11 protein-coding genes are annotated in these 13,069 nt (G+C 74.8%); 9 read left to right on the top strand and 2 right to left on the bottom strand.

Annotated features, from left to right (window positions below):
• Positions 1-8: 8 nt before the first annotated feature.
• On the bottom strand, positions 9-347 hold the full coding sequence (locus FH608_RS22210; protein ID WP_139632506.1) for a hypothetical protein: 339 nt from the start codon (positions 345-347) through the stop codon (positions 9-11).
• Positions 348-544: 197 nt separating this feature from the next.
• Here FH608_RS22210 and FH608_RS22205 point away from each other — a divergent pair, with 197 nt between their 5' ends.
• The 9 genes from FH608_RS22205 to FH608_RS22170 all read left to right on the top strand — a co-directional run bounded on the left by FH608_RS22205 (position 545) and on the right by FH608_RS22170 (position 11,516).
• Positions 545-922 (top strand): hypothetical protein, encoded by a 378-nt coding sequence (locus FH608_RS22205; RefSeq protein ID WP_139632505.1) that lies wholly within the window; start codon positions 545-547, stop codon positions 920-922.
• Between the two features lie 672 nt (positions 923-1,594).
• On the top strand, positions 1,595-2,449 hold the full coding sequence (locus tag FH608_RS22200) for a rod shape-determining protein (protein WP_139632504.1): 855 nt from the start codon (positions 1,595-1,597) through the stop codon (positions 2,447-2,449).
• A 468-nt stretch (positions 2,450-2,917) separates the two neighbouring features.
• Positions 2,918-3,259, top strand: coding sequence for a TraR/DksA family transcriptional regulator (locus FH608_RS22195; protein WP_139632503.1), 342 nt, complete (start codon positions 2,918-2,920; stop codon positions 3,257-3,259).
• 209 nt (positions 3,260-3,468) lie between these two features.
• A complete protein-coding gene (locus FH608_RS54425) occupies positions 3,469-4,902 on the top strand; it encodes a PucR family transcriptional regulator (RefSeq protein WP_394367702.1) in 1,434 nt (477 codons plus the stop codon).
• Entirely contained in the window at positions 4,823-4,999 is a 177-nt protein-coding gene (locus FH608_RS54420) for a helix-turn-helix domain-containing protein (protein WP_394367697.1), read from the top strand. Before FH608_RS54425 ends, FH608_RS54420 begins: the two co-directional genes overlap by 80 nt.
• Positions 5,000-5,120: 121 nt before the next feature.
• On the top strand, positions 5,121-6,365 hold the full coding sequence (locus FH608_RS22185; RefSeq protein WP_139632502.1) for an NAD(P)/FAD-dependent oxidoreductase: 1,245 nt from the start codon (positions 5,121-5,123) through the stop codon (positions 6,363-6,365).
• Positions 6,366-6,554: 189 nt separating this feature from the next.
• Positions 6,555-7,481: a substrate-binding domain-containing protein gene (locus FH608_RS22180; protein WP_226899769.1), complete on the top strand. Its 927-nt coding sequence runs from the start codon at positions 6,555-6,557 to the stop codon at positions 7,479-7,481.
• Positions 7,482-7,754: 273 nt separating this feature from the next.
• Positions 7,755-9,875: an ATP-binding protein gene (locus FH608_RS22175; protein ID WP_139632500.1), complete on the top strand. Its 2,121-nt coding sequence runs from the start codon at positions 7,755-7,757 to the stop codon at positions 9,873-9,875.
• Between the two features lie 78 nt (positions 9,876-9,953).
• The gene (locus tag FH608_RS22170; protein ID WP_226899768.1) at positions 9,954-11,516 is read left to right on the top strand and encodes an MFS transporter; all 1,563 of its coding nucleotides are present in this window, start codon (positions 9,954-9,956) and stop codon (positions 11,514-11,516) included.
• A gap of 2 nt (positions 11,517-11,518) precedes the next feature.
• Here the strand turns inward: FH608_RS22170 and FH608_RS22165 are convergent, their stop codons facing one another.
• Positions 11,519-13,003 (bottom strand): glycoside hydrolase family 43 protein, encoded by a 1,485-nt coding sequence (locus FH608_RS22165; RefSeq protein ID WP_139632499.1) that lies wholly within the window; start codon positions 13,001-13,003, stop codon positions 11,519-11,521.
• Positions 13,004-13,069: the final 66 nt, after the last annotated feature.

Here is a 13,069-nt window from a genome sequence, read left to right as displayed (position 1 = left end):
AAAGGACGTCAGCGCGTCGTGGAGGGCGGTGCGCGGGCCGGGGCCAGACGGCGGCCGGCCGGCGGTGGAGCGGGAGCGGAGGCGGTCGTGACGACGACCCGCCGCATGGTCTCGCCCGGCTCCCAGGCGGGCGGCAGGACGGCCGCCCACATCGGCAGCGCCTGCGGGCCGCGGACCGGCTGCACGTTCGGCAGCGCCCGGTCCTGCTGGTGCTGCACGGTGCTGGCCGGGGCACTCCACCAGGCGGCCCCGGCTTGGACGGCGTGCTCATGGACGTACTGGTGGCCGCCGGTGAACGCGAACGCGGACAGCAGGAGGAGCACGACGGCAGGCACTCTGCTGCGCATGTCTCCTCCTCACGTGTGTAAGCGGATCGTAACCCAAGGTGAGCGAAAGGGATGGCTCCACCGAGCCGGACGGATGCCGGACGTGCGGGTGCCGGGCGCGTCGTGGGCGTGATGGGTACTGGCGGCTACCGTACCCCCGCGCAGCGGCCGATGGCGCGTACATGCCTTTTCCCATCTTCTGGGCTATGGTCGGCCGTATGACGGGACCGTGGCAGACACCGCACCGGTCCATCGCGCGTACCGGCGTGATGGGCCTGGTCGTGCTGTCCTTGCTGCTGGTCACGCTGACGTGGGCCTGGAACGGCGCGGACGCCGACCAGGGCCCGACGCCCGCCTCCGGTCATGCCTTGGGCCTCGGCGCGTGGGACGCGCACCTGTCGACCCTGCCGCCGCAGGCCGGCAGCGCCCGGGAGCACCACGTGCTGTCGCTGTGGCCGCCGCTGCGCGGCGCGCGGCACAGCTCGTCCGCCCACCTGGCGCTGCTGCCCGCACCCGGTCTGGACGCGGAGCACGTCCGCGATCCGCAGCAGCTCGCCCACCGCACGGCGGGATCGCGCAGCCCCCCGCTGATCTGACCGACGCCCTTCCCGCCCGCTGCCTCCAGCCGCCCGCTCGCACACCACCGGGCCCGGCTTCGCACGCCCGCCCCATCCTGGTGCGGGGGTTGCCGGCGTCGTGCCCGCGCGGGCACGGCCTGGAGACGCGCCCTGGCCACGCCCCGGCACGACGGACTTCACCGCCGTCCCGGCCGCGCCCTCCTGGCACGGCCCGGACCGCCACCTCGACCGCACCCACCCGGCGCGGCTGAGAGGGTCGTCGCCCTGGGCACGCGGCCGCCTGGCACGGGTGGGAGCGCCACCGTCTCCACCGCACCCGGAACCGCCGTCGTTTCCCCCCGCTCCCGCGCGGGCGGAACCGCCGTCGTTTCCGCACGCCAGTACGGCGCGGCAGGAACCACCGTCGCTTCCGCCGCGTCCGTCCGTCGTGCCGGGGCGGCGCCCGCCTGGCCGCGCCGCGCGGTCCCGCTCGCGTCGCGCGGCGCGGCTGGAGAAAGGGCCTTGGCCGACCACCCGGAGTGAACCGGGTGCGCCCCCTTGTCAACGACACCAGAGCAAGGAGCCGATCACCGTCATGGCCGACGTCAGATCAGTCCACACGAACCCACAGCCTCACGAGCGGCACGCGGCACGGCAGGAGGAGCTGAGGCACCCGCCGTGCGCGCCGCACACTACCCTCGGGGCGGCGGCATGAACACCGCCCCGCGGCCCACCGCCGCCACCACGCCCTCGGGCGTACGACATGCCACGGCGGGTCGCGACACCCGCCAGGCGTACGTGGCGCTCGACCTGGGCACCGCGCGCACCCGGTCGCTGTCGTCGGGCGGGTTCGCCATCGCCGACCGCCCGTCGGCCGTCGGTTCCGCGTCGGCCGTCGGTTCCGGGCCGGACGGAACGTCCGCACAGGTGCGGCCCATCCGGCACGGCATGGTCGCCGACCCGGGCGCCTGCCTGCGGCTCGTCCATCTCGTCCTGCGGGACGCCCAGCTGTCAGGGGCATGGCCGCTGGAGCGGGTCCTGACCGGCGTGCCCGTGGCGGCGACGGCGAGCGACCGGCGGGCCCTCAGCACCGCGGTCTCCGAGGCGGCCGGGTGCGAGGCGACGCTGGTGGAGGCGCCGCTGGCCGCGGCCGTCGGCGCCGGGCTGGACATCGCCGACCCCCGGCCGTACCTGCTGCTGGATGTCGGGGCGGGCATCGTCGAGGCCGTCGCCGTCCGCGGCGGTGTCGTCGTGGACGCCGCCGCCCTGCAGCTCAGCGCCACGACCGGCACCGGGCTGCTGCCGTACGCGATGGAGGGGGTCGTCGACATGACGGCCGCGCTGCTGCGCCGTTTACCCGAGCACCTGCGCCCGGCGGCGCGCGAGAACGGGCTGACCGTCACCGGCGGGGGCGCCCAGCAGGAACAACTGCTGCAGCGCCTGCGCGCCGTGCTACGCATCCCGGTCAGCGCGACGCCCGAGCCGCAGCACGCGACCATCCGCGGCCTGACCCGCCTGTGCCTGCAACCGGCCCTGGCCGGCCGCGTCACGGCACAGGGTCGCTGAGCCGACCGGCCGCCGAGCAACCGGCTACCGGGCAACCGGGCGCTGGGCAACCGGCCGCCAGGTACCCGGGCGCTTAGGCACCCGAGCGCCAGGCGACCGGCTGCTGGGCGACCTGCCGCCAGGACGTGGTGGCCGGGACGCCGAGACGTTCCGCCCCGGACGGGATGTCCCGGCACGGACGCCGAGGTGTCCCGGCCCCCATGCCCGTGCGCCAGGAGCTCCCGGCGGCATGCCGTGGCACACCGGTCGTCCCGGCACGCGAGCGCGCGGCCGGGACGCCCCGGGACGCGGTCACGCGCCCAGGTGCCACGGCGTGTGACCGGTCCGACCCCAGCCGATCCAGGCCGACCCCAGCCGACCCCAGCCGACCCCAGCCGGCCCAAGCCGACCCCAGCCATACAGACCGGCGCGGCCGTGGAGCCGTGCCCTGCCGACGTCCCATCGTTCGTTCGAGAAAGGGATCTGATCATGACCGACCCACGCGACACCCCGCACCTCAGCAGCGTGCAGCTGCAGTCCCTGCGCCAGGACCTCCAGGACCAGCTGGAGCGGCGCAGCCGTCACATCCTCGGCCTGCGGGCCGAGGCGCAGGAGGGCAGCGGCGCCGACGACACCTGGCAGGAGCTGCTCGTCTCGCTCACCGCCGCCGACCGCGCCATCGCCGAGCTGACCAAGGCGCTGGAGCGGCTGGCGGACGGCACCTACGGCCTCTGCGCCGACTGCTCGGCGGGCATCCCGTTCGAGCGGCTGAAGGTCCGGCCGCTGGCCCGCTACTGCATCAAGTGCCAGCGCCGCTACGAAGCCGCCTGAACAGGCCGGTGGAGCCGGATGTCCTTCGCCCTCCCCCAAGGGCGAAGGACGCCCACGAGGCGCAAGAATTCATGGGGAATAAGGGTCAAAGGGAGGCGAAAGCGTACGAGCCCCGGCGAGGGCTCACCAAAGACGTGCGAATCCCGCGACGGTGCGCGAGAAGCCGCCAGGAGCCGCGGGGAACCGCCGGGTGCGCGAAGGAGGTGCCGGTGATCAGGTTGGATCGCCTGGTCAACGTGCTGGGCGGATACGGGGTGCGGCTGTGCGGCCGGCCGGAGGCGCGGTCGGCGCGGTTGCGCAGCGTGGCCATGCCGGATCCCACCGACGCCGGGGTCGTCGGCGACGTGCTCCTGGCCGTCGGCGCCGCGTCGGTCGGGGAGGCCGTGCGGTGGGCGGTCGAGGCCCGCGCGGCGGCGGTGCTGGTGCGCGCGGTCCCCGAGGCGGAGCGCGAGGCGTCCCTGGCCGGCGAGAGCGAGGGCGTGGCGGTGCTGCTGGTGGATCCCGCGGTGTCGTGGAGCCAGCTCGCCGGCGTCGTCTACGGGCTGGTGCTGGAGGGCAGGGAGACCGAGTCGGGGCGGGGCCCCACGGACCTGTTCGGGCTGGCCGACAGCCTGGCGGACGTGATCGGCGGCGCGGTCACCATCGAGGACCGGCTGTCGCGGGTGCTGGCGTACTCGCGGTCGCAGGAGGCCGGCGACCCGGCCCGGCTGGAGACGATCCTGGCCCGGCAGGTGCCCGAGCGGCTGCGCGAGGTGTTCCGGGAGCGGGGGGTGTTCGCCCGGCTGGCGGCGTCGGACGAGCCGATCTTCGTCGAGCCGGATCCGCGGCACGGCCTGGCGGGGCGGATGGCGGTGGCGGTGCGGGCGGGCCGGGAGCTGCTGGGCACGGTGTGGGTGACCTGTCCCGAGCCGCTGGCCGGGGCGCGGCGCGCCGCGCTGGAGGACGGCGCCCGTACGGTGGCGCTGCACCTGCTGCGTTCCCGGGCGAGCGCGGACCTGGAGCGGCAGGTGGAGTCGGACCTGGTGATCCGGCTGCTGGAGGGCAGCGCCGACGCCGGGACGGTGGTGAGCCGGCTGGGGCTGCCTCCGGGCGCGATGCGGGTCATCGCGGTCCGCGCGCACACCGCCGCCGAGCGGCAGGCCCGCGCTCCTGCTGGCCTTCGACCGGGCCACCACCGGTTTCGGCTGGTCGAGGCCCGGCAGGAGCACGCTCCTGGGCAACACGCTCTACACGATCCTGCCGGGCGAGCCGGCCGCGCCGGCGCGCGAGTGGGTGACCGCGCTGGGCGCGGCGCTGCCGTCAGGGGTGCGGATCACGGCCGGCATCGGCGCGCCGGCCCACACGGCGGAGCTGCCGGCCGGGAGGCAGGAGGCCGACGAGTGCCTGGCGCTGTACGAGGCGGGCCCGCCCGGGGCCGTGCCGCCCGCGTACGACGAGTCCTGGGACGACATCCTGCTGCGCCGCCTGCGCGCGGCGGCGCGCGCCGGACGGACGCCCGCGCGCGGGCCGGTGAGCGTGCTGCGCAAGCACGACGCCGAGCACGCCACCCACTACGTCGCCACGCTGCGGGCGTGGCTGGAGGCGCAGGGCGATCTGGCCGCCGCGGCGGAGCGGCTGCGCGTGCACCCCAACACCGTCCGTAACCGGCTGCGCGCGATGAGCCGGCTCACGCCCCTCGGCCTGGACGACGCCCGCAAGCGCCTGGCCATGATCATCGGGCTGGCGGCCGAGGAGGAGTGACGTTGTCGGGAGCCGACAACCGCGGCGTCGCGATTGTGGGCCGCGTACAACGCTCCAGTCCACCGCACGGGACATGCTGGCATCGATTGCCGAGCATTTCGTCCGGATACGGAGGTGGATCATGGTCAACGAGTGGCCGCGAACGGTGATCGTGGTGGGCGCCGGCATCGTGGGCCTGTCGACCGCGTGGTTCCTGCAGGAACGCGGCGTCGAGGTCCACGTGGTCGACCGCGGCGGCGTGGCGGCGGGCGCGTCGTGGGGCAACGCCGGGTGGGTCGCGCCCGGCCTGGCCATCCCGCTCAACGAGCCGTCCGTGCTGCGCTACGGCCTGCGCTCGCTGGTCAGCCCGTCCGCGCCGCTGCACGTGCCCGCGAGCGTCGATCCGGGGTTGTGGGCGTTCCTGGCCCGGTTCGCCGCCAATTGCCGGTGGTCCTCGTGGACCCGGGCGGTGCGCGCGAACCTGCCGCTCAACGAGGAGAGCGTCGAGGCGTACGAGGTGCTCGCGGGCAGCGGCGTGGAGGCGCCGGTCGTCCCCGCGCCGATCACCGCGGCCTTCCGCACGCCCCGGCAGGCGCAGGGCCTGCTGCGCGAGCTGCGCAGGCTGGCCGACGCCGGGCAGCATGTCGACCATGCCGCGCTGGACGGGGCGGCGCTGGCCGAGCACGTGCCGCTGGCCTCCGGCGCCCTGACCGCCGGCGTGCGGATCGACGGGCAGCGCTACGTCGACCCCGGCCGCTTCGTTCACGCGCTGGGCAGGTCGGTCATGGCGAGGGGCGCCACCCTGTACGCCTTCGAGGTCTCCGAGGTGCGCACCGACGACAGGAAGGTCATCGTGCTCTCCCGCAACGGCACGATGCTGTCGGCCGACGCGGTGGTGCTGGCGACCGGCGCGTGGCTGCCGAGGCTGGCGAGCCGCTGGGGGGTGCGGGTCCCCGTACGGGCCGGCCGCGGCTACTCCTTCACCGTCCCCGTGGACCGTCCCGTGCCCGGCCCGATCTACCTGCCGGACGTCCGGGTGGCGTGCACGCCCTACCGCGGCGGGCTGCGCGTGGCGGGCACCATGGAGTTCCGCGACCCCGACGCGCCCCGCGTCCCGGCCCGGCTGGAGGCGATCATCGCCTCGGCCCGCCCGCTGCTGGACGGGGTCCGCTGGGAGGAGCGCACCGACGTGTGGGTCGGCCCCCGGCCGGTCACGCCCGACGGCCGCCCGCTGGTCGGCGCGGTCCGCGAGCCGGGTGTCTTCGTCGCGGGCGGGCACGGCATGTGGGGCCTGGCCCACGGCCCGGCCACGGGGCGGCTGCTGGCCGAGCAGATCACCACGGGCAAGCGGCCCGCCGCCCTGCACGAGTTCGACCCCCTGCGCTGATCTTCTCCGGCGCCGGCCGTGGCCGGGGCGGCCGCGTTCGCGGTTCGGCACGGTGAGGTTCATCACATAGACTCTCACCAGGGATTTCGGGTCCGCCCTCGGGGAGCGGCGGCCGCCCGCGATGGCCGCGTTCGCGGCCGTCGGCTCGCCCCGGTGCAGCGGGGCGACGTACCAGTGAGAAGAATGACCATGCGAATTCTCGCGATCGCCCTGGCCGGTGCCCTGTTCGGGACGGCCGCCTGCGGAGCTCCCGCCAGCGGCGATTCCTCGGGGCAGCTCACGATCGGCATGACGGTGTCGACGATGAGCAACCCGTACTTCATGCAGTTCCGCGACGCGGCCGAGGCGGCGGCCCTGAACTCCGGGGCCAGGCTGACCGTCACCGACGCCGCCAACGACGCCGCCCGGCAGGCCGGTCAGATCCAGGGCTTCACCGGCCGTCACATGAAGGCGATCATCGTCAACCCGGTGGGCTCCGGCGGGCTGGGACCGGCGATCCGGGCCGCGGCGCGGGCCGGCATCCCGGTGATCGCCGCCGACCGCAGCATCTCGGGCGCCGGCGTGACGCAGACCCTCACCTCCGACAACCTGGCCGGGGGCCGGCTCGGCGCCCAGGAGCTCGCCAGGCAGATCGGCGGTAAGGGCGAGGTGGTCGTGCTCCAGGGCACCGCGGGCACCTCGGCCTCCCGCCTGCGCGGCAAGGGCTTCACCGAGGCCATCGCCGCGTACCCGGAGATCAAGGTCGTCGCCCGGCAGCGGGCCGACTTCAACCGGGCCAAGGGCGTCGAGGCCATGACGCGGCTGCTCCGCTCCCACCCGGGCATCGACGGCGTGTTCGCCGAGAACGACGAGATGGCGCTGGGCGCCGTCCAGGCGCTCGGGCCCCGCGCGGGCACCCACGTCAAGGTCGTCGGCTACGACGGCACCCCGAGCGGGCTCCGGGCGGTGCGCGCGGGCACGATGGCCGCCACCGTCGCCCAGCTGCCCCGCGTGCTCGGGTGGAGGGCCGTGAACGACGCCATCAAGGCCGCCAGGCACCAGATCATCCCGACGACGGTGGCCGTGCCGGTCAAGGTGGCCAACAAGGGCAACGTCCGCGAGTTCTGGTCGTTCTGAGGCGATCCGGCCACCGGGCGCGGCTCGGGTGCGAGCGGGCGCGGCTCGGCGGTGGGCGGGCGAGCTCAGCACCCTTGAACCGGCTTTTGCGCATCCTTCGCAATCGGCCCGACATTTCAGGCATTTCTTGACAGGGCGGGGCCGAGCGCGGAAAGCCGTTGACCCGGACGTGGAAACGCGCTGCTCCAGCACGTCCTGACCGGCAGCCTGGGGATACGTGCCAGGAATAACCTGGGGTGTGGAGAAGGGACGGCATATTGCGGGAAGCTCCTCATGACGCTTTTGATGGATAAATCAACATTCGTCGGGCGGAGGCATGAGCTTTCCGCGGCGCGAAAAGCGCTGTCCAGAACGCGCCTGCTCACCCTGACCGGTACGGGCGGCGTGGGCAAGACCCGGCTGGCCCTCAGGCTCGCGGAGCAGCTGCGCCCGCACTACCGCGACGGCGTCGAGGTGGTCGAGCTGGCCGCCCTGGAGACCGGAGACCTGCTGGAGCCCGCGGTCGCCGCCGCCCTGGGGCTGCGCGACGCCCGCCCCGACCCCATGGGCGTGCTGGAGGAGCACCTGGCCGGCAGGCGCATGCTGCTGGTCCTCGACAGCTGCGAGCATCTGAGCGACGTCTGCGCGCGCTTCGTGGACCGGCTGCTGCACGCGGCGCCCCGGCTGCGGGTCATCGTGACGAGCCAGCGCACGCTGGGCGTGTACGGCGAGCAGGTGCTGACGGTCCCGCCGCTGTCGGTGCCCTGCGGCCCGCGGGAGATCCCCGGCGCCGCGCCAGGAGAGGTGCCCGCGGCCGGGCGCGCGCCGGGAGAGCTCGCCGCGGCCGCGACGGCTCCGAGGACCCGGGAGGTCGCCCGGCACGACTCGGTCCGCCTGTTCGTGGAGCGCGCGGCGGGCGTCGTGCCCGGCTTCCGGCTGACCGCGGGCAACCTGGGCTGCGTGACGCGGCTGGTGCAGCGCCTGGAGGGCATCCCGCTGGCCATCGAGCTGGCCGCCGTCCGGCTGCGCACCGTCCCTCTCGACCAGCTCGTACGCGAGCTGGACGAACGCTTCGACATGCTGGCCGCCCGCGCCCCCACCGTGCTGCCCCGCCACCGGACGCTCCGCGCGACCATGGACTGGAGCTTTCGCCTGTGCTCGCCCGGCGAGCGGCGGCTGTGGTCCCGGCTGTCGATGTTCACCGGCGGGGTGGACCTGGACACCGCCGAGACCGTGTGCTCGGGCGACGGCATCGACCGGCTCGACGTGCTCGACCTGCTGGCCGGGCTGGTGGACAAGTCGGTCCTGGTCCGCTACGGCTCCCGCTACCGCATGCCCGAGAGCCTGCGCGCGTACGGCTGCGACCAGCTGCGGCCCGCCGAGCTGGGGCGGCTGCGCCGGCGCTACGTCCGCCACTACCGGGAGCTGGTCGAGGCCTACCGCTGCGACCGGCTGGTCCACGACCAGCTGGAGCGCTACCGGTTCCTGCAGGTCGAGCTGCCGAACGTGCGGGTCGCGCTGGAGACGTGCCTGGGCGATCCCGCGCTGGCCCCCGTCGAGCTGGCCGCCGCGTCGGCGCTGTGGTGCTTCTGGCTGCAGGCCGGCTCGCTGACCGAGGGCCGCTACTGGCTGGAGCGCGGCCTGGAGCTGGTGCCGGAGCCGGGCCGGGCGCGGGCGACGGCGCTGTGGGTGCACAGCATGCTGGCCCTGCGCCAGGGCGACCTCGCCGCGGCGCTGCCCCGGCTGAAGGAGTGCCAGGCCATCGCCGGCCGGGCCGGCTACGAGGACGTCCTGCCGTACGCCATCAGGACCGCGGGCGTGGCCGCCTTCTCCAGCGGCGACAACCGGCGCGGGCTCGCGCTGCTGCGGGAGTCGCTCGCCCTGCACCGGGCCCTGGACGACATGGACGGCGTGCTGTTCACCCTCTACTTCGCGGCGGCGTACGGCTCGGTCGTGGATCCCCGGCTGGCCGTGGAGTTCGGCGAGGAGCTGCTGCGGCTGTGCGAGACGCACCACGCCCAGGTCTCCCGCGCCTACGCCCAGCTGGCGGTCGGGATGGCGCTGTGGAATCTGGGCGACTTCCCGCAGGCCGAGACGCTGGTGACGGCCGCCACCGAGTTCACGGGGCGGAGCCGGGACCGATGGTGCCTGGTGCAGTGCCTGGAGGTGCTGGCCTGGACGGCGTGCGCCCGCGGCGGGTACGAGCGGGCCGCCGCGCTGCTGGGCGCGGCGCACGCCCTGTGGCAGGCGGCCGGCGCCGCGCCCGAACGGCTGTGCTACCACGCCTCCGGGCACGAGCAGTGCACGCGGCAGGCCCGGCTGGCTCTGGGGAAGCCGGCGTTCACGTCGGCGTTCCGCCACGGGGCCAGGCTCGGGCTCGACCGCGCGGTCGCCTACGCCCTCCAGCCCGGGTGATCCCTTGCGGCAACCGTACTGACCTGGGCCTATCCGGCTTCTCCTCGCGGGCATAGAAGCAGGGGGAAGAGGGGGTCGATGTCCGCGAATCGGGGAGGCAGGCGGCGCGGGCCGGCGCGGGCGGCGGCGCGCCGGGCCGGTCGGCGCGGCCCTGCGCAGGTGGTGGCGGGGCGGGTCAGGCGGCGGATGCTGGTCATGGTGGGCGGGCCGGCGCGCTTCCAGGTGATCGCGATCCTGGCCGCCGTTCTCGCGCTGGTCGCGGCCGACCAGGCGACCGTCGGCGCGGTGGGGCCGGAGATCATGAGCTCCCTGCGCATCTCCACCACCGAGCTGGGCTCGCTGACCGCCGTGTCCTCGGCGGCGGGGGCCCTGGCGGTGCTGCCCTTCGGCGTGCTGACCGACCGGTTCAGGCGGGTGCGGATCCTGGCGATCAGCATCGCCGTGTGGAGCGTGGCCATGCTGGCCGGCAGCGCGGCCGGCTCCTTCGAGTGGCTGCTGCTGTCGCGGATCGCCCTCGGCGCCGCGACGGCCGCCGCGGGGCCCACGGTGGCCTCGCTGGTCGGCGACTTCTTCCCGACCGCCGAGCGGGGCCGCATCTACGGCTTCATCCTCAGCGGCGAGATGATCGGGGCCGGGTTCGGGCTGCTGGTGGGCGGCAATCTCGCGCACCTCCTGTCGTGGCGGTCGGCGTTCTGGTTCCTCGCGCTGCTGGGGCTGGCGTTCATCGTCGTCCTCGTACGGAAGCTGCCCGAGCCCGCGCGCGGCGGCCAGAGCCGGCTGCCGCCGGGAGCGCCCGTGCTGGCGAGGAGACCGCGCCGCGGGAGGCGGGGCGGCGGCGGCCGGGGCGACGGCGGGAGCGCGCGTGACCAGGACGACGTGGCGCGCGCGGCGGTGCGGGCCCACGGCATCGAACCCGACGAGTCGATGGTGCTGCGCCGCGACCCCGTGCGGATGTCCCTGGGCCAGGCGGCCAGGTACGTGCTGCGCATCCGCACGAACCTCATCCTGATCATCGCCTCGGCCGTCGGCTACTTCTTCTTCGCCGGGCTGCGGACCTTCACCGTCGTCTTCGTCCACCAGCAGTACGGGCTGGGCCAGGCCGCGATCACGGCCCTGGCCCCGGTCCTCGGTCTCGGCGCCCTGCTGGGCGTGCTGAGCGGCGGCCGGATCGCCGACCGGCTGGCCCGCCGCGGGCGCATCAGCGCCCGCATGGTGGTGCCCGGCGTCGCCTACCTCGCAGGAGCCGTCTTCTTCGCCCCCGCGATGCTGACCACGTCGGTCGCGATCGCGCTGCCGTTCCTGTTCGTCGCGGCCGGCTCGCTGACGGCGGCCAACCCGCCGCTCGACGCCGCCCGGCTCGACGTCGTGCACTCACGCCTGTGGGGGCGCGCCGAGAGCGTGCGCACGTTCCTGCGCATGGGCGCGGAGGCCGTCGCCCCCGTGACCTTCGGCGTCGTGGCCGACGTGCTCGGCCCGAGCGGGCCGAACAGCGCGGAAGGGTTGCGGTACGCGTTCCTCATCATGCTGGTCCCGCTGGTGGCGAACGCGGTCATGGTGCTGCACGGGCGGCAGGCCTACCCCCGCGACGTGGCCACGGCCGCCACCTCCGAGCGGATGACCAAGGACCGCGAGGTGCGCTGACGTCACGCGGTGTATCTGATCTGCTCGAAGCGGGCCGTACCGCCCTCCCCCGCCAGGTCCTGCACCCAGAGCCCGACGAACGCGCCGGTGAAGCCGAACGAGCGGATGTGACCGTCGACGCGCTCGTCGGCGTGCTCGTCCGACAGGATCGTGGCGTCCAGCTCGGGGCCGTGGTTGAAGCGCACGACCGGCCCGTCCAGCTCCACCCGCAGCCTGGCCTCCGGCCCGGCGGGCCCGAGCAGGTGCTCGGTGCGGGTGCCCCGGTCGCTGGTGGTCAGCACCAGGCCGTCGGAGGTGAGGGCGAGGTAGTGCCAGTTGCGGGAGTTGTAGTAGGCGGTGATGCCCGCCGACTGGTGCACGCCGTCCGGCTCGAACCGCACGACCGCCTCCAGGGAGCACGTCCGCGCCGTGACCGGGCGGGCGACCAGGCTCGGGCTGCGCAGGCCGTACGGGGACTGGCCGCCCTTGATGGTGAGGCCGTCGCGGGCGGCCACGACCCAGTCGGGGCTGGCGGGCCGCCGCAGCGTGCTCCAGCGCGCCCCGAGCCCGCCGTCGATCCCGCCGGAGTCCTCGTCCGCCGGCCACGGGCAGGCGGGCAGCGCGGGCGGCGCCACCTCGACGGCGGGCACGCCGCCCGCCACGCGCGGCCAGCCGTCCTCCCAGACCACCCGCTGGATCGCCGTCTCGCGCCCCAGCACGCAGGCCCGGTTGTGGTACGGCCGGGCCGCCAGGTGCGCGAGATACCACTCCCCCGTCTGGGTCTCGACCAGGCAGCCGTGACCCGCCTTCTGCAGCTCCAGGCCGGGGTCGTGCCGCGAGGTGAGCATCGGCCCCGCCGGGTCCTCCTCGAACGGCCCGGACATCGAGCGCGACCGCAGCACCGTGACCTGGTGCTGGTAGCCGGTGCCGCCCTCGGCCACCATGAGGTAGTACCAGCCGCCGATCCGGTAGAGGTGCGGCCCCTCGGTGACCTCCCGGTCGGGCAGGATGAGCTCGGGCTTGCCGCCGTCGAGGGAGCGCATCTCGATCCCGGCGAACCCGCGTCCGGGCCGGGAGTCGAAGACCATGCTGAGCAGCCAGCTCCGGCCGTCCTCGTGGTAGAGGGAGGCGTCGAAGCCGCGGCCGGGCAGCCGCACCGGGTCCGACCAGGGCCCCTCGATCGAGGGCGCGGTGATCAGGTGGTTGGCGACGTCCTTGTAGCCGAGGGCGTAGTTGTCCATCACGCCGTACACCAGGTGGAACAGCCCGTCGTGGTAGGTCAGGTCGGGCGCCCACACGCCGCCGGAGTCGGGCACGCCGGACAGGTCGAGCAGCCTGCGCTCGGTCAGGATGCCGCCCAGCGGCCGCCAGTGCACCAGGTCGCGCGAGTGGTGGACGCGCACGCCCGGATACCACTCGAAGCTGGACGTGGCCAAATAGTAGTCGTCGCCCACCCGCACGATCGACGGGTCGGGGTGGAATCCGGGCAGGACGGGGTTGCGGATCATGCGGTCTCCACGGTCTTTCCAGCGGGGAGCGCCATTCTCCCAGCCGGCCGTCCCGCCAGGTTCCCG

Origin of the sequence: Nonomuraea phyllanthi, assembly GCF_006334985.2 — a bacterium.
GTDB lineage: Bacteria > Actinomycetota > Actinomycetes > Streptosporangiales > Streptosporangiaceae > Nonomuraea > Nonomuraea phyllanthi.
The sequence above is the reverse complement of the archived record's forward strand: the minus strand, read 5'-3'. Positions and strand labels throughout refer to the sequence as shown.